The following is an 18,356-nucleotide window of genomic DNA, read 5'->3' as shown; positions in this document are numbered from 1 at the left end:
AGCCAACTATCTAGTTGGCTTTTTATACTGAGTGATATTCGTAAAGTTAAGCTATTTATAAGCGTTTAATAATAAGTAATTAAGGTTTCTTCAACTTGACCTCTTCAGCCCCAGACCATACCTTACTTAACAAATGCATAGCGGTGGCCACACGGTTTATTGGGCGAATTAGATCTGAGGTATCTGATTGTTGCATATCCAGCTTAATTGCCTCTAACGAATTCGCCATTTGCCCGAGCTGTTGCACAGCTTGAGTGGTGGGATCACCTTCTAGATTAAGAGATTGTTTACTACCAAAAGCACTACAAATATGTTGCCAACGAGCTGTTTTCTGCTCGTCCATAGCACCACGTAACATAGCTAATTTGAGTAAATTCTCCTCTGCACCAGAGGTGAGCGTTTGGGCTTCACCGGTATAATGATCACCAATTAATTGTATTAACTCATCATGGTTCATTACGGCCGATACTTTTTCAGCCATTTTATTCATGTTGCGGTAACTACCCTGCAATTTAAACGGCGGCTCTTCTCGGTAGTCTTCAGCCGTGGCTGCTGATTTTATATATTCTAAGTTAACCTTTAGGATCACATCTTGAATAACTAATAAATGTCTAAGCACGCTGGTGATTTCGTTAACTTCAGCGCCACTATATTGATGACTCAGATTGGAACTGCTCGTTGTGCCTTCTTGAGCCATAGTCACAAGTTTGTATACATCTTGCATATCTCTTAAAGCTAACGGTGCAAGCACTGGATTAGAGGTCAATGCATTTTCTATGTAGCTCAAGGCAAATTGTTGTTCTTTACCACCTAACACATCACCTAAGTTATATATATCGGCACGGTTAGCTAACATATCTGGTACTTTGAACACGTCGCCCGATTCTGTATAAGGGTTACCGGCCATCACCACACAAAACTTTTTACCACGCATGTCATAAGTTTTGCTTTGACCTTTCCATACACCTTCAATTCTTCTGGTGCCATCACACAGTGATATAAATTTTTGTAAGAATTCTGGATGAGTGTGTTGTATATCATCTAAATACAACATGACATTACTACCCATTTCTAAACCAAGATTCAGCTTCTCTAACTCTTGTTTCGCTGTGGCATTGGGGGCATTTTCAGGATCGATTGAGGTGACATCATGACCTAATGACGGACAGTTTATTTTCATAAACACCAGTCCTAAGCGATCGGCAACATATTCCATTAGGGTGGTTTTACCATACCCTGGAGGGGATATGAGTAACAGCAGCCCCATTAAATCCGTACGTTTGTTTTCACCAACCGTACCCATTTGTTTTGCTAAGTTGTCGCCAATAATAGGTAGATATACTTCATTGATTAAACGGTTTCTGACAAATGAGCTTAATGGCTTGGCCTTGTAAGAATCAAGTTGTAACTCTTGTTTGCTGATTTGCATATGTTGTTGACGCAATTTGTGATAACGCACAAAATTGGGCACGTGTAATTCATGATATTCATTTAAGCGTTTTGAGAATTCATCTAAGGCAATACTCAACTGACTATCAACAATGTTTTTATGATCACTCAGTAAACCATCAATGGTGATATTTAAATCAACTTTACTGGGTCTTAAATCTATTCTGTCTTGAACAATTATTAACGCCGCCGCTTCAGTTACATAGTGACTGAGTTGAGTGCTTTCACTCTTGTCATTGGCTAGATCTATTAACATAGCTTCAAGCCAAGCATTAGCTAAAGTCCATTGTTCTTCTAGGCCTTGTATTATTTTGTCTGGTTCTTTTGTTGGAAGTGAATTTTTGTCTTGTGATGTTTTAGCTAACTCCAATAATTGATTAAATTGGGCCATTGCGGCTTGGAACTCATGACCGTGACCGAGATTATCTAACTTGCTGACAAAACTATCAGCTAATTGTTTTGCTGGTTTACTACTGATAAAGGCTAACTTGGGTTGGGCTAATTCTAAACTCAGATATTCGCTCGCTTGAGTAATATCTCTTGACTCAAAAGGCAAGGCAAATAATCTAGTAAAAGCACTAATTTCTTTACTTAATGTTTCACGTAATTGTACAAAGCCATTCGGGCTATTGAAGGAATTTGCCAACAAATGAGCACTAAACGCATGGCTTTTCCAGATCTTTTCTTGATTTTTGGCTCTGTGACCAAATGCCCAATATAACTTAGCTATGGCCCTTATATTTGGCGAAAAGCGTAGTAAATCAGCTTTTTGATGGACAGGTAAAATTCCTTGCAGGATATTAACCACATCACTATCGTGAACGCCTTTTTCATAACCTTCTTGGTATCGCTGTGCCATATACTTACGAACGATATTGCTTAGCTCCACAGGGTTGTCTTTTAGCGAATATAGTTTATCGGTAGACAAGCCATTTTGTTGTTCTGCATCACGAACAATAAGTGATGAAAGATATTCCACTCGACTTACTTCATCACTTTCAGACACTAAGGCTTGTTGCCAGTATGGTTTAAGCTCAGTTAACTCTTGATTTTGTATAAGTTCAAAATAGTCAGTTCCAATTAAATGTCGATATAAACCTTCGTCTCTAGGCAATAAAGTGAGATCTAAATTTTGTGAATTAACACTAAACTTGTGTTTGCCCAATTTAATCACTGAGCCGCCGTCTTCAAAAATATCCTGTTTGTCTCGTAAACTGCGTATTCCTTGTTCCTTAGCCGCTTTTAATTGCGCCTCCAAATCATCAGCCTTGATGGGATCGTTTAAACCTCTTAGTTGCACGACCAAGTCAGCTATTTTTAACACCATAGGATCTGAGGCAAAATAGGTGTTTAGTTCATCAGGTTCGGTAAAGGAATTGGCTCGTCTGCTTATGCCTTTTAGGATGCGTTCGGCGGCACTGAAAATATTTTGTGAACGTCTTTGTTGATCTTCGAGTAATCCTTGTTTTCTGTTTTCAAATACAGAATGCAACTCTTCACGTTTTTCTAAAATATCTGCTAAAAACTGATCGTGTTCGCTAAATTTAGACTCTAACTCTTCTAGTTGGATCATTAACCTAGAAAGTTGTTCATCTGCTTTGTCTGGTGTGTCCGCCATGACTAAAGCACTATTAATACTTTGAGAAAATAAACGAAATTGAGCTGCAAATTCTGCAGTGGCTTCTCCTGAACCTAACTCTTTTGAACGTTTTCTGCCTTGAGCTTTAACTTGATTTAACTTGGAATAAATTTGCGAAATGTCTTCTAAGATCTTGGTTCTAATCGTGGCATCTTCTACTTTTAAGCCATTTAATATCTCGGTTAATAGATCTAAACCCAAAGATAAGTTATTCAACTCTTCAATTAAGGGCTTGATGTCTACCACCAAAGTGACTGCGTCTAGGGCGTTTTCTAGCGTGGTGATTTTATGGTGGTAGGCTTGTAAGGCTTGGTCCTTAGCTAAAAATTCTACTGTGGCGCTGCTGACTAGATCATATTGCTCAGTTACTTGAGCGTCTAACTGGCTTATTCGTTCTAAGTTAATATATCGTTGATTTTTTAAGGTGATTAAGTGACCACGTTGTTTACGTAAATCATTTAAACATTCAACAAACTGTTCTGGTGATTGCCAGTCAGTAATTTTAATTGAATCGATTACCCGCTTTTGTTTCTCTACAGCTTTTTGCAAGGCAGTATCGGCCTGTAAACGGATCTGTTCTACTTTAACAAATTCATCTATTACCAGTTCTGACGTGCTGGTAATTTGTTTAACTATGTCGCCTAAGCCATCAACTTCTGGTTCCGCTAACCAGTAGTAAGAGTCAAACATAGAGCGGCAAGTTTTAATCAGATCTTCATATAAATTACGGCTAGGATTAGGGTTAACAACCGTTTTATTTATGGCGATTAAATCAGAGATACCACGCACTAATTCTTTGTTGCCAATTCGACTATAAAAGCTGTCACTTGTGGGTTGTTTGGCCGCGTGTTCGTTACTGAAATATGGTGTTTCCCAAATTTGCATGGGATGCACTCTAGTGGCTTCATCTTCAGCGACAAACACCACCATAGTACCGTCTTCAAACACACTATAACCATGAGCATAAATTGGGTTTTGTAATTCCTTGCGAATTAGATTGTAAGAATATAATCCTACTAAGCCAGATTCAGGCTCATAAAATACATACAAAACGTCTTCGCCATTTGGCGAACGGATAGAGCGTTTAAAACGTAAACCTTCGATTTCATCAGGAAATGATTTGGTTTCACCATTTTGTAGGTAATAACCACCTGGGAAAATAATCCCATGATCTTCAGGCAGAGAAATACAAGCCAAGCCAATGGCATCGATGCGGTCAACCTGATTGGTACGAGTATTAAACACTAAAAATCGATATTCTTTTTCCCGGTAAGGTTGAATTTTTAGCAAAATTAAACTGCCAATTTGGGCATATTGAATATCGGCGTCGGCTAGGCTTTGGTTTTGATCTTCTACTGGCTCATTATAAATACCTAAGCCATCTTCAGTATTATTTTCAACCTTAATGGTTAATTGGCCACCTATAGTTTCTACAAACACTTTATCTAAAATATTGGCGTGAGGATGAGCGCCAGACTCGTGTTGTTCACGACCTATCTTTTGCCATTCAAAATCATGAGATTGAGGTGTTTTTAGAGCGCGCTCTCCCCGATTATCTATGTAACTGGCTGCGCCATCTTTATGTTCTTTAGTGTTTAAGCGCCACTGAAAAACTCGGGTATCATCGATCTTGCGACCAATCTGAAATACAGCAAACAAGATTTGATTTTGAACTTTTAATTGAATTAAACGAGCTTCTTTATAATAAACATACAGCTCATTAAATTCTTTGGTAAAAGTAGCGTCAGCCAAAAAGGTGCCGGCTATATCTTGCGCCACTAATTCAAAACTATCGCCCTCTTGTTTTAATTGATATAAGCCAAAAACGTCTTGTACTTTGGTTTCTTTTTTTAAACCAATAAACACGTTATAGCCAAATAAAATACTGTCGCCAACAGGCACAATATCCCGAGAAACACAGTTATTTTCGGTACGTACCCGCACACGACTCAATACATCAAGTTTTGCCTGACCAAACTCAGCTACACGCGCTTGATTTAGGTGATCGACTTTTTGTTTAAGTTGTGCTGCTTGTTCAACTAAACGGGCACGAATGACTTCATACGCACCGCCTTCGGCTACGGCTTGATCAAGTTGATTGTCTTGGTTTTTAGCTTGCTCAGAACTGTTTTGTTCTGTCATAAAAATACTCCCGGCTAATTAAAAATAGGCGGCTAATTTGCTTACAACGCTTATAAACCGCCCTACTCTTCAATCAATTAGCTTGAAGTTTTATTTTTATTGATATTTTTATTAGTGAGCGCGTTGGCAACCATTTCCATAATTTGCGGGTTATCTCCCCCTTCTTTTAGAAACTTAGCAATCAGGGCTGTCATCGCTGTGTCTTTAGCGTTACCACTGGCAGCGCCAAATCCGGCAACCAATTCTTTTGCATCTTCTACAAAACTAGCATCACCATTAAAATGATCTTTAAAGGCCGTTTGTAAGGTATGACTCTTTCCAATAGTGCCATCAATTGATTTACCAACAGATAATGACTTTACAAAACTATCAAGGTAACTGGTATCGCCACCTACAATATCGATATTGGCTTCTTTTAGTGCTTCAGATAATACCAATGCTTGTTGCTTCGAAATCTCGACATTGGTAGTAATAGATTCCATATTTTGTTCATGATGTTTTTCTAAGCGCATTCTGAACTCTTCATGAGAACGTTGCTCTTCAGACATAGTACTCATAGCAGCGAATTTTTTGGTCATGCCTTCAGCCTCAGCACCGGCTTTTTTAGCTAATACTTCAGCTTCAGCTGTACCTGTTTTCTCTAACGCATCAGCCATAGCTTCTTGTACACGCACTTCAACCATACCTTCTTGTTCCTTGGCGATGGCTTGCGCTTCCATAACTTTTGCTTGAGCTAAACCACTTGCTGCTTCTAGTGCCTCTTTACCTTCGGCTTCTTTACGTTGAGATAAGGCTAACTTTTCAGCTACATCTAAATCAGCCGCCGCGATAGTGGCTTTTTCTTTGGCAAGATATTCTGATGATTTTTCTGCAGCTTCGGCGGATTTAATATCCTTAACGAGAGCTTCTTCGGCTTCAGCTTCTGCAGCAATTACTCGAGACTTTTTAAGACGTTCAGCTTCTGATACCACCCGTACATCGTTAATTTCTTCTTCTTTTTGTGCAACGGTTATATCTACTTCTACTCGGCTACGGATCACATCGGCGATTTCACGTTTTTCGTGTTCCAATAATTTTTCATTGGCGATGCGTTGCAAAGACGCTTCTTTTTCACGATCGATTTGTTCTAATTCTCTCGCTCTAACCACACGCTCTTCTTCAATGGCCACGGCTCTTAAGCGATTGTTTTCAGCGACTTCAACTTCACGTTGTTTATTTTGCTCTTGTACTTCAATTTCTTGTTCACTTTGTACTCGGGCTTGTTCTGATTTTAGTTTTTCTTCGTGTTGCACCCGTTCTGTTTCGGCAGTTTCTCGAGCAATGACAGTTTCTACTTCACGTTTTTGCTTGGCTTCTGCGTCAGCTTGTTGACGTTCTAGTTCTAAAATAGCTTCCCGTGTTTCAACGTCTTTACGTTTTATTTTCATCTCTTCATCACGTTCAAACACATTGGTTTGAATATGTTGCTCAGCTGTCAATTGGGTGATCTTACGAATACCTTGAGAGTCTAAAATATTATTCGGATCAAGTTTTTCAAGCGGCGTTTGTTCGAGATAATCAATGGCCACATCTTCTAAAACATAGCCGTTTAGGTCAGTGCCAATATTGTCGATTATCATGTCACGAAACTTATCACGCTTGGCATATAACTCTTCAAACTCTAAAGACTTCCCTACTGTTTTTAACGCTTCAGAGAATTTTGCGCTGAATAGGTCTTCAAGTGTCGCAATATTTGATGCCCGCTCACAACCAATGGCTTGCGCGACTTTCATTACGTCATCGCGATTTTTATTCACCTTAACAAAAAAACCGACCTTTATATCTGCCCGAATATTGTCATTACATATCAGGCCGTCTGATCCACTTCTATCTACTTCAATGGTTTTTAGAGAGATATCCATAATTTCCATTTTATGAAAAACTGGTAGCACTACACCACCAGTAAAGGTCACTGTGGGTTCGTTACCCATTTTGTTGATGATCATGGCTCGGCCTTGTTCGACCTTTTTATATAAACGAGCCAACATCAAAATTGTACCCATAATGAGTACAAAAATTCCTACGGCAAGCGAGATCCAAAAAACTAGGTCACTTTCAGCATTCATGTGTTTGTTCCTTTAAACGGTAATATAATTATTGTAAATATTGGTTTTGGTTATGTATTGGTTGACTTGATTGATTAAGTCACTGAAGACATAGCCATGACTTCTGATTGAGTAGCAACCAAATAACTATCGTCTTCAGTTGAAAATTCTAATAAAACTATGCGACTACCTTTAACAATATCGTTCGGCGTTTGCGCTCGGACACTAAATACCATGCCGTCATCTGTGGTGGCTTGGCCGAAGGTTTCAGTCACTGATTGGGTGGTGACGGTACAAATTGTGCCGTCTAGATCCCGCTTAGCGACCCCTTCATGGGTATGGAACACTTTACGCAAAGGTTTAATGCACAGCGCAGAAATGGGGATAGCAATCATTACGGCAAACACCGCAATAATGAGTCCGATGGCAGTTGAAGTTAATATCCCATCTAACAGGGGCATTAGGTATTTTTTGGCTAGGTAAGTAAAGGCAAATGCATAAATATCTAATAGTGTGAGGGCAACAGTTAATGGCACACCATTTAGGCCTAAGGTTTCTAACCAAGAGCCTGTTGCACCGACAGTTTCAGCGTCTGAATCGAAATCAAATAATTCAATATCAACTAAACCAGCAAATGCCAACAGCCAAAACAACATCAATACAATAAGAGGTATGGTGAAGATAATAGTAGGAAAACTAAAAATTTGACTAAGAAAAAGATCCATTTCTTACTGCTCCAATACAAGGTTAAAAATTAATATTTACCTATAAATGCGGGCAATAAATTACTTGTTGTAAGTTTACTTGTCAAACTAGTTAACTGATTAAATGACATTTATTGTTTGCTCATTTAGACTCTGTAAAATTTTTTTTATCTTAATAGCTGCTTTTAATAGGTGTTAGAAACCTATTAACAATAATAACGGAGTTTTTAATGCATAGACCTATCATCAGGCAACAAATAGCCTTGCTCGTCATCAGCTTATTTTCAATTGCTTTTGCTAATGTTTCATTAGCGAAACAAATAATTTATCCAGACAATAAAAACTTTGTTTACACCGGACGAGTTGACTTTAGTGATACTAAAGCACCGCTTATTTCTTGGCCTGGAACCAGTATTAAGGCAAATTTTACCGGCGAGGAATTATCCATCATTTTAGATGATCAGAAAGGGCTAAACTTTTTCAGTGTTATTGTTGATGGCGATGATCATTCGCCGTATGTGATTAAAGCCAATCAAGGCAAACATAGCTATGTTATTAGCCAAAGTTTAGGGCTTGGAACACATAGTGTAGAGATATATAAACGTACCGAAGGTGAAGAAGGTAGTACTTTATTTAAAGGTATTGAAATTGCTGACCAAGGGCAGTTATTAGCGCCACCTAAACGCCCTACTCGTAAAATTGAAATTTACGGTGACTCAATTACCAGTGGCATGGGCAACGAAGCCGCCCATAATGGTCCTGATCATCTAGCATCTGAAAAAAATAACTATTGGGCCTATGGCGCCATCACTGCTCGTGCTTTAGAGGCAGAACTTCATACCATTTCTCAAAGTGGCATCGGCGTGATGATAAGTTGGTTCGATTTTATTATGCCGCAATTTTATGACCAAATTAATGCTGACGGAAATAATAACAGTCAGTGGAACTTTAGTCAGTGGACACCCGATGTGGTGGTGATTAATTTAATGCAAAATGATAGTTGGTTGATAGATAACGAAAAACGTTTACAACCTATTCCAAGTGATGAACAGCGAATTGCTCATTACCAAGATTTCGTCAGTTCAATTCGCAGTAAATATCCTAGTGCACAATTAATTTGCGCAATGGGCAGCATGGATGCCACTAAAATAGAGAAATGGCCTAACTATGTGCGTAAAGCCGTGGCTAACTTAAAAGAAAAAGGTGACAACAAAATTGATACCATTTTCTTTGAGTTTACAGGATATGGCGCCCACCCAAGAGTGGCTCAACATAAAGCGAATGCCAAAAAACTAACTGCATTTATACGTTCTAAAATGAACTGGTAATCAGTCGGTTAGTAAAAATTAATCAGTAAATATCATAACGGGAATTACCAAAAATTATTATTGATCCACCTTTGTTAACATGTGAACCTGAAAACGTTTACAAATATATAACAAAAGGTAGTACTTAATGTCAGTAGTTCGTTTAAGGCGTATCCCGCTAATTTTAACGTCATGTGTTACATCCATGATATTGCTAGCCTGTGGCGGAGGGGGTTCTACCCCGCCTACAACCACTATTCCCACACCAGCGGCAAACAAAGCCCCAACCGCCAATGCGGGTGCTGACCAAACCGCTAACGAACTAACTGTTGTTACCTTAGTTGGAAGCGGCACCGACTCAGATGGCACTATTGCCATCTATAGTTGGGTACAAACTTCAACAGGTACCAGTATTACATTAACGGATTCGACATTAGCCAACGCAACATTTACAGCTCCCGATATCGCCGCTGATGAAACCATTACTTTTGAGTTAACTGTGACTGATAATGACAACGCCACCCATAAAGACACTGTTGATATTACCATTACCCATATTGAGCCTGAACCTCCAGTTGATCCCGAACCGCCTGTTACTCCAACTGAGCCGGTGACTGACATTCCTGAAGGCGGTACGCTCGTTATTACAAATAACCCAGTTTCAAATGCTGGATTTTGGAATGGCAGTGATAGTGAAAATGCACCAGTTGGCACAACAAATGTGGTGGACGTAGAGCATGAAGATTTTTCTCAGGCTTTAGAGGTAGATATAACTAATCCGAGTGGGGTGAGTTGGAGAGGACAAGTGAGTATTCCCGTCACCCAAGAATTAAAACTTGATGACAATATATTATTACACTTGTACTTCCGCACCATAGAAAGCCAGTATGAAACTGGTACTGGTTTCACTACTGTCTTACTGCAGGGGCCTGCTGAATCTGATTATTACAAGATAATAAGCCGTAACATAAGCAGTTCAAGTGATTGGGTAGAGTATTTTATTGCAGCCAAGGTAGGGCGAGGTTTTCCTGCCAATGACCTAAACATATTGTTTGAACTAGGCGCCGGTGATAAACCCCAAAAGTTTCAGTTAGCTGGTATTGAATTGTTAAACTACCAACAAACATTAACCTTAGACGATTTACCTAATACCAAGCTTAGCTATGACGGACGTGCAGCAGATGCACCTTGGCGTGCTGAAGCACAAGCTCGAATTGAGCAACACCGTAAAGGCGATTTCACAGTGACTTTACAAAACGCTGATGGTGAAATCATCCCCAATACAGATGTTAATCTAACCATGACAAAACATGCATACCATTTTGGTAGTGCTATATCCGTTCCTCAGTTAGTTGAAGAAAGTAACAATGGCGATATCTATCGAGAAAAAGTATTGGAACTGTTTAATCAAGCGGGGCCAGAAAATGCATTAAAATGGCCTGCCTGGCTTGGCGAATATGGCGGTAGCTTTTCTCAGAGCAATACTCAACAAGCTTTAGAATGGTTAAATGAGCATGAGTTTTATACGCGAGGTCATGTTTTAATTTGGCCTTCAAAACGAAATATGCCAAATGCAATGCAAGGATATTTACCTGATGATGCAGCCAATGCCGATCCTCAAATATTAACAGAGGTGAAAAACCATATTGATGATGTGGCATCAAAAACAGCTCACTTATTACAGGAGTGGGACGTACTTAATGAGCCATTTGATAATCATTATTTAATGGATGCATTTGGTGATCAAGTGATGCTTGACTGGTTTGAGCAAGCTCGAACTAATTTACCCACCCATAAACTGTATATTAACGATTACGGTATATTATCTGGAGGAGGATTAAACATTGAACATCAAGAACACTATAAAAAAACTATTCAATATTTAATCGATGAATCTGCAGAAATTAATGGTATTGGTTTGCAAAGTCATTTTAGTGAAGTGTTAACCCCTATCTCTAAAGTATGGGAAATACTAGACTCTATTCATCAAATCGCCCCAGAATTAGTGATACGTTCAACTGAGTTTGATGTAACCACAAAAGATGAACAACTTCAGGCTGATTATACTCGCGACTTTATAACATTATTTTTTAGTCACCCAGCCACTGTAGGTGTTCAGTTATGGGGATTTTGGGAAAATAGACACTGGTTCCCTGATGCAGCCATGTACCGTTCAGATTGGAGCGAAAAACCTAATGCTGTGGTTTGGAAAGACCTTATATTTAACCAATGGAATAGCCAATTTACTGGACAAACAAATGACTTGGGGCAATTTAGTGAACGTGCTTTTTATGGCGAGTATGAAGCTAAGTTCACCCACGATGGCGTTGAAAAAAGTTTACATTTTTCTATCCTTAAGGGGGAGCAAAACAACATTACGTTGAAATTAGCTGAATAACCGTAGAACTCATTTTGGCCATGGTTTAATTACATAGATTTAATTACCATGGCTTTCTTCATCCAACACCACATTAACCAATTTGTGCACAATTGGAGAGATAGTAAATATCGTTGGGAAAGCAACAATAAATGCGAAACACCAAGCTTTCACCCAAATTTCTAAGATATTATTTACAAAACCCACATTAAAAACACTAATCACAAATGACATGATGCACGACATTAATAATGACATAAAAAAAGAAAATACAAGCTTATGATATTTACGAGAAATCACGGTTAGTGCCGACCTTTTTACTTTAATTAGCTTATTTTGAGATATTTAATATATCCATGCTAGCTGTTTTTGATAATTTTTATAACTAAAAACAACACAATGTTTGACTTAAAAGCTCAGTTAGTAGAAACTGTTTGGACGGCTAAACGTCTAAACAGACAAAGGCAATTCACTTAGTTCAAGGTAGAAATCCATGCAATCTCAAGAATCTGAATTACGCACCCGTTATAACGACAGTTCCCGTGGCGTGTATTTTATTGGTACCACACCACCCAAAAGTGATACCCCAAATGAACAAGTTGAAACCATAGCGAACAAACTACTTGAACGAGTCAGTGATATCGATTTTGATGGATTAATCGTGTATGACATTCAAGATGAAGGCTCTCGAATTAGTAAACCTCGCCCATTCCCCTTTAAATCAACTCATGATCCAAGATGGTATTCTTCATTATTAAATGAAAAGTCTAAGCGGCCTGTGATCACTTACAAAAGTGTTATTCAATCTAATAAAGCCGCATTTAATGACTGGGCAGAAGAAGCGTGGCAAAAATATGGGGTTAAAGATGTGGTATTGGTGGGCAGCCCATCTAAAGATGTAAAAGCCTCTTTACCCTTAAATAAGGCCTATGAAACCTTAGTAGAAAGTCAGCATCATTTTTTTATTGGTGGTGTAACCATTGCTGAGCGCCATGCCAGTAAGGGTAACGAGCATGAACGCTTAATTGAAAAACATAAACAAGGTTGTAATTTCTTTATATCTCAAGCTATTTATGATCCTCAAGCCACTATCGATTTATTAACCCGTTATGCTATTGAATGCCAAAAACAAAATTTAAAGCCGCAAAGGATCATTCTTACTTTTTCACCTTGTGGTAGCGAAAAAACATTAGAGTTTATTGATTGGTTAGGCGTGAGTGTCCCGGAGGCTACAAGCCTTAGAATATTAAATGCTGACAAACCTCTGTACGAATCGATTCGAATTTGTAGCAATGGATTACAACAAATTCTTGATGCAGTCATACCCTACGATTTGCCATTGGGTTTAAACATTGAAAGTTTAACTAATCGTAAAGAAGAAATAGACGGCTCAATTTTGCTATACAAATTACTACGTTCTAAGATGGATTTTTATCTAGCTAAACAAGAATTAAAAAAATTGAACAATTTACAGAAATAACACTTTAGGCAATATGTCTATCGTTAATTAAGATTGACGATAGACCCCCCTCAATAATTACCAATTAATAGGTAGTGGCTTTAATACCTTCTTCAACTTGAGAATCAACTGTGTAACGCACTACTTTTGGGATTCCTTCTCCCCTTGCCTGTTTAATAATGGGATGCCAAGCCTGTCGTAACTCCCCGAGTTTTTGTTGGTAGGATTGATTGCCTGCGAGGTTAACCAGTTCTGATGGATCAGCTTTTAGATCATATAATTCTTCGTAAACAGCCGGTTCACCTTTTAGACTTGAATCTAAATAGTCTCGATATACGACTATGTCGTTGTCATGCATACCATATAAAATCTTGTTCACAGGAATGCCCATTTCTTTGGCTATGGCTATTTTTTGGGTGGCCGACATATTGTTGTTTTTATAATATCGAATGTATTTCCATTTTTGATCTTGAATGGCTTCACACCTTGGATTACCGAAATGGGTTGACCATAGGTTTTCGGTAAACACATATTCGCGCTCGGCGTCTTTACCTTTATAAATGACATTACGAATATCTTCACCTTGCATGGTACTAGGTACTTCTACTCCCGCTAATTTCAACATAGTGGGTGCAATATCGATAGTTTGTACTAAGGCGCTACTCTTGCTCTCTTGCTTGCCTTTCCTTGGATCATAAACAATTAGAGGCACATGTGTGGTTTTTTCATAACATAACGCTTTACCACCCAACCCCTGCTCGCCCATAAACAATCCGTGATCTGAGGTGAAAATAATAACTGTATTGTCTGCAATTTCTTGCCGTTTTAGTTCTCTGACTAAATTGCCGACTAATCTATCTATTCCAGTCATAGCCTGCATTTGACGGGTTAACCGCTCTTTATTCTCTTCGGGCGTGTCAGAGTAGTTGTAGCCCACTTGTCTGTCTTCAACACGCAATAAATCAGCCGGTAACTTAGGTGTTTTGATATCAGATTTTGCGACGTAATGTTCTGGAAGAGGCATGTCGATATCGCGGTATTTAGTGCGATATAAGGTATCGTCTGTATCGCGCATTTTCATATTACTGGTGCCAGCACCATGGGGTAAATTAAAATTTATAGACAACATGAAAGGTTTATTTGTCGGGCGTCTATCCATAAATTTAAGGGCTTTATCAAACTTATGTTCATTAGAATTTAAAAAATCTAAAGTGCCCTCTTCTACAATTTCAACTTGAGTGTTGGACTGGGCTTCTGAAAAAATTGGGTGTTTCTCTTTTGGATAAAAGAAAATATGGCCATTTCCTGCATACCAATAGTCAAAACTCTTTTCCATTAAGCCCGTTGCGTAACCTTGTTCACCTACAGGTACGTGGTTTTTACCAACCCATCCGGTGTAATAGCCAGACTCTCTTAATTTTACCGGATATGAATTCTTCCAAGCTTCAGGTGATACAGCCGTGCCTGAATTAAAATTTACTGCATGTTTTCTCTCATATTGACCTAACAAGAGTGAGACGCGACTTGGGGTACAGATGGCACTAGACACATGGGCATTAGTAAACAACACACCTTGATTAGCCAAGTTATCGATATTTGGAGTTTCCACCACTTTGTTGCCTGTTACACCCAAATAACCATAAGGCTGATCGTCAGTTAAAATTAAAATGATATTGGGTCTTTTATTGACGGCACTTGCTGTTGTAACAAAAAATAAACCGAGTAATAAAGCAAAAGTAAACTTAAATAAATGGGATGTTCTCATAAAGTATATAGGTCCTAAATAACTTAGATTTTCTCTAATTTCCACTGCAATGTTTTACTTTGATTTATTTGATAAATCTCATTAAATAATGCATCAATATTCTTTCTTAATTGTGTTTCGTCTTTAGCAAACTCTAAATAGCTAGATACCACACCTTGTAGATAGCTATGCCAAGGCTTACCAATAGATTTGTCTAAATGTTTTACTAACACCTGCTTAACTATTGTCTCGTTTGATAAATCTGTTTCAGGATACTTACTTAACATGGTGAACTTTACATGCTGTATATTTCTAACTTTACCTGATGTTTGAGCTCGTAAATCATTTAGCTCTTTCACCTTTAACGCCCGTTTATACATAGGCGTTAACTTGTTTGCTCCAAGATCTATTCCCTTTAATAGTTGTTTGTGGGTATATTTCCCCACTAAAACGCCGCCTATACTCAAACTATAATCACCAGCTTTTAGCCCCGTCACTTGGAAAGGCATTTGATTCATTTCTTGTTGAAATGAAATATCTAACAACAAAAACTCCTGTTCACTATTTAGCGGAAACGGCAGTGCTAAAGTTTTGCAGCTAAAAACCACACTAGTCGTATTTACTACTGGTTCTGCGTCTAGTGCACAGTTGTACGCTGTGAAGTCTTTATTATCTTCGGCATTAAACTGAAATTTAGCCACATGACTATCTTGCATACCTTGAGCTTTCAGAAAACTATAAGCCATTAGAAAATGCCCTTGTTCTCCTGGGTGAACACGATCGTTACTTACGATACTTGAAGAAGGGTTTTGTTGTTGCCACTTTCGATTAACGTGTAACATTGGCCCTTGAAAATCTACCAATGCCGTATTATTAATCGCAGCTAAATAACTAAGGTGCGTCCCGTAATTGGCTAACTCATCATTTCTACCGGGATTATTAGGGGTCGTAACTTTTGCTGTTTGGTCGTAGATAGATGGTGTAATTAGGGTAACTTTACTGTTAATTGTCTTAAAGGAATCTATTAACGCTTGCATATTCGTTAAGTATTTTTCTCGTACTAATTTTTGTTCTTGTAAAAGTTTATCCTTTTGTAGTTTGTTAGTAGGAGTCGTTTGATACAACCACCCTCCTACATCATTCATCCCCAACATAATACTGGCTTTAGTGGGTTTATGCAGCGCTACATCTTGTGAAAAACGTTTAATGGTACCTTGTGCAGTATCTCCCGAAATTCCTGCGTTGTAGTATTTGAATGGCTTGTTTGGAAATCGAGTGGCATGAAACAAAAAGATGTCTTTATGGTAACTACCACCATGAGTTATTGAATCCCCAACAAAAACCATCACATCATCTTTTTCAAAATCGGGAACAGCTTGGACATTTCCAAAAGCTGAAAATATCACTATGCAAGCACTTAAAGATGCGCTCATAAACAACTTCATATTTTTTCTATTCCTATACTTTGACCAAAACAAAAAAGAGCAACCTAAGTTGCTCTTGTAATACCCTATTTAACTTCTAGTTTAATACTCGCGCTTAAACCATCTTTAAAATAAGTAGGCGCTCTATTGGCCGATAGTGGATAGGCATCATGCCAAGAGTGTATGCTAATTTTTGCTTGACCTTTTTTATGACCTGTAACCTCTCCAAACTTATCTACTGATACAATTGATGGATCACTTGAGCTCCAAACCACGCCTTGCCTTTTTGCATTAATAGGTAATACATGACTGGATAACTGCATACTGCCACCTTCGGTCAGTGACTTATGAGGTGCGCTAATCCGAAGGTTTGTGACAGGCACGAGTTCATTTTGTTTTAATACTTTACCTAAATATTCATAACCTTGTTTTTGTTCAGCCGTTAAAGACTCTAAGGGTAAACCACTGAATCTTTTAATTCCCCATTTTGCTTCAACCACTTTGTCACCCACACGTTCTAAACGGTCAGTTCTTAGATCGAAGAATCGTCCTGAAGGGAACTCCTTACTTGGAGCGTATCGTTTAAAGTCTTTGTTGAAAGCGTAAATTATGCCTAAGTCATCAACATCTTTATAAGTATTGTTACCAATAAACCAGGTATAGATGTGTTTTCTTGGTTCTCCTTCTTCGCCCTGAGCTTGTGGCCAGAAGCTAATGCCATCAACTTGTTCTGCGTTAGGCATTGGCACACCAGCGGCTTGCGCAATAGTAGGATATACATCAGTTAGATTAACCAAACCATCGTAAGTTCGATAACTACCATCACTATTAGCAGGAATCTGTTTAGGGTAATTTAAAACAAGTGGTACATGTAAACCATTATCGGCATTGCCCCCTTTACGTCCAGGATAAATTGAACCATCGGCCAGTACGTGGCCAAAAGTCTCTTTTGTGCCATTATCACCCATAACAACAATTAGGGTGTTCTCACGTAATCCTTGTTGCTCAAGTTTATTTACCACCTTGCCAATAAGTTTATCCATGTATTCAATCATGTCTGGAAAGTATTGACGATCATCTCCACCCTTGTTGTTGTATTGCGCCACTTCTGGAAACTGATCAAAAATACTATTTGGCTTTGTATCGGGTGTGGGCTTGTGATCATCATGTACCAAGATCATGGGGTAATACAAAAAGAAAGGTTTGTCTTGGTTGTTTTCTATAAAACGTAATGCTTGGCGATTCACTATGTCTGGACCATACCATCTACGCCCAGTTTCAGGATCAAGATCGGTGCGCCCATTGTAATTTAACACTTCACCATTGATCACTAAATTAGGGTTGATAAACCTCTGCCCTTGATCCACCACATCAAAAGCTGCGTAGTCGTCCCAGCCAAACTCGCTGATATAATCTTTGCCGTGGATCTCCTTTGTGCCTCGGGTTTGTTTCCACTTACCAAACAGACCAGTGGCATAACCCGCTCGTTTAAACGCATCACCAAAGGTAATGTCTGACGCGTGCTGAGATTTTGGTTTTAAATAATTCCTATCGTTATTTTTGCCACTCATTAAAGCAATACGAGTATTTTCGCAAATGGGATAGGCAAAGGCTCTATCGACTCTTAAGCCGCCTTTGGCCAATTCATCGATATTCGGTGTTGAAAATACCTTATTAGTAAACTCGTTATCGTAGCTATGCAGGCGATTTGCACCATAAGCCGTCACACCGTAATGACTTAGATCGTCAATCAAGATAAGGACTACATTGGTTTTGTCGTGAGCGGAATTAAGTTCACTTGTTGCTTGAGTAATTGATGTTTGACTAACTTGTGTCGCCAATTCATGATTAATACGATTACAGCTACTCATTATCAAAGTAATCGCTGTGATCACCACTAAACTTCTTTTCATAAAAAACCTCAAGCAACATTTATATGTAATTTTACTTAAATTATATATAAACACAATATCAATAACATTCTCACTACCAACATATTAAACCCTGGAGAACACTTAAGCTTAATA

At 38.5% G+C, this 18,356-nt stretch carries 10 protein-coding genes; 3 read left to right on the top strand and 7 right to left on the bottom strand.

Going from position 1 to position 18,356, the window contains the following annotated elements; genetic code table 11:
• Positions 1–79: 79 nt before the first annotated feature.
• The 3 genes from L0668_RS03245 to L0668_RS03235 form a co-directional block, all read right to left on the bottom strand.
• Positions 80–5,230, bottom strand: a complete 5,151-nt coding sequence (locus tag L0668_RS03245; protein WP_235310619.1) for a DNA repair ATPase — start codon at positions 5,228–5,230, stop codon at positions 80–82.
• 77 nt (positions 5,231–5,307) lie between these two features.
• Positions 5,308–7,335 (bottom strand): flotillin family protein, encoded by a 2,028-nt coding sequence (locus L0668_RS03240; RefSeq protein ID WP_235310618.1) that lies wholly within the window; start codon positions 7,333–7,335, stop codon positions 5,308–5,310.
• Between the two features lie 74 nt (positions 7,336–7,409).
• On the bottom strand, positions 7,410–8,039 hold the full coding sequence (locus tag L0668_RS03235) for a hypothetical protein (protein WP_235310617.1): 630 nt from the start codon (positions 8,037–8,039) through the stop codon (positions 7,410–7,412).
• A gap of 209 nt (positions 8,040–8,248) precedes the next feature.
• Here L0668_RS03235 and L0668_RS03230 point away from each other — a divergent pair, with 209 nt between their 5' ends.
• Positions 8,249–9,346, top strand: coding sequence for an SGNH/GDSL hydrolase family protein (locus tag L0668_RS03230; protein ID WP_235310616.1), 1,098 nt, complete (start codon positions 8,249–8,251; stop codon positions 9,344–9,346).
• A 127-nt stretch (positions 9,347–9,473) separates the two neighbouring features.
• Positions 9,474–11,723, top strand: coding sequence for an endo-1,4-beta-xylanase (locus L0668_RS03225; RefSeq protein ID WP_235310615.1), 2,250 nt, complete (start codon positions 9,474–9,476; stop codon positions 11,721–11,723).
• Positions 11,724–11,762: 39 nt separating this feature from the next.
• Here L0668_RS03225 and L0668_RS03220 read toward each other — a convergent pair whose 3' ends face one another.
• Positions 11,763–12,002 carry a DUF2798 domain-containing protein gene (locus L0668_RS03220; protein WP_502572562.1) on the bottom strand — a complete coding sequence of 80 codons (240 nt, stop codon included), beginning with the start codon at positions 12,000–12,002 and terminating at the stop codon, positions 11,763–11,765.
• A gap of 193 nt (positions 12,003–12,195) precedes the next feature.
• On the opposite strand from L0668_RS03220, the gene L0668_RS03215 reads away from it, so the two are divergent.
• The gene (locus L0668_RS03215) at positions 12,196–13,182 is read left to right on the top strand and encodes a methylenetetrahydrofolate reductase (protein ID WP_235310613.1); all 987 of its coding nucleotides are present in this window, start codon (positions 12,196–12,198) and stop codon (positions 13,180–13,182) included.
• A gap of 64 nt (positions 13,183–13,246) precedes the next feature.
• Here L0668_RS03215 and L0668_RS03210 read toward each other — a convergent pair whose 3' ends face one another.
• From L0668_RS03210 to L0668_RS03200, 3 genes are all read right to left on the bottom strand, one after another.
• The gene (locus L0668_RS03210; protein ID WP_235310612.1) at positions 13,247–14,926 is read right to left on the bottom strand and encodes a sulfatase-like hydrolase/transferase; all 1,680 of its coding nucleotides are present in this window, start codon (positions 14,924–14,926) and stop codon (positions 13,247–13,249) included.
• A 23-nt stretch (positions 14,927–14,949) separates the two neighbouring features.
• Complete coding sequence (locus L0668_RS03205) at positions 14,950–16,350, bottom strand: SGNH/GDSL hydrolase family protein (protein ID WP_235310611.1); 1,401 nt, start codon at positions 16,348–16,350, stop codon at positions 14,950–14,952.
• Positions 16,351–16,415: 65 nt separating this feature from the next.
• Positions 16,416–18,242 carry a sulfatase-like hydrolase/transferase gene (locus L0668_RS03200; RefSeq protein ID WP_235310610.1) on the bottom strand — a complete coding sequence of 609 codons (1,827 nt, stop codon included), beginning with the start codon at positions 18,240–18,242 and terminating at the stop codon, positions 16,416–16,418.
• Between the last annotated feature and the right edge of the window lie 114 nt (positions 18,243–18,356).

Source organism: Paraglaciecola algarum (genome assembly GCF_021532655.1).
Classification (GTDB): domain Bacteria; phylum Pseudomonadota; class Gammaproteobacteria; order Enterobacterales; family Alteromonadaceae; genus Paraglaciecola; species Paraglaciecola algarum.
This window is presented reverse-complemented; position numbering and strand designations above follow the sequence as displayed.

Excerpts from the sequence above, each read along its gene's own strand:
- L0668_RS03245 (WP_235310619.1), bottom strand. The coding sequence starts at position 5,230 with ATGACAGAACAAAACAGTTCTGAGCAAGCTAAAAACCAAGACAATCAA.
- L0668_RS03240 (WP_235310618.1), bottom strand. The coding sequence starts at position 7,335 with ATGAATGCTGAAAGTGACCTAGTTTTTTGGATCTCGCTTGCCGTAGGA.
- L0668_RS03235 (WP_235310617.1), bottom strand. The coding sequence starts at position 8,039 with ATGGATCTTTTTCTTAGTCAAATTTTTAGTTTTCCTACTATTATCTTC.
- L0668_RS03230 (WP_235310616.1), top strand. The coding sequence starts at position 8,249 with ATGCATAGACCTATCATCAGGCAACAAATAGCCTTGCTCGTCATCAGC.
- L0668_RS03225 (WP_235310615.1), top strand. The coding sequence starts at position 9,474 with ATGTCAGTAGTTCGTTTAAGGCGTATCCCGCTAATTTTAACGTCATGT.
- L0668_RS03215 (WP_235310613.1), top strand. The coding sequence starts at position 12,196 with ATGCAATCTCAAGAATCTGAATTACGCACCCGTTATAACGACAGTTCC.
- L0668_RS03210 (WP_235310612.1), bottom strand. The coding sequence starts at position 14,926 with ATGAGAACATCCCATTTATTTAAGTTTACTTTTGCTTTATTACTCGGT.
- L0668_RS03205 (WP_235310611.1), bottom strand. The coding sequence starts at position 16,350 with ATGAAGTTGTTTATGAGCGCATCTTTAAGTGCTTGCATAGTGATATTT.
- L0668_RS03200 (WP_235310610.1), bottom strand. The coding sequence starts at position 18,242 with ATGAAAAGAAGTTTAGTGGTGATCACAGCGATTACTTTGATAATGAGT.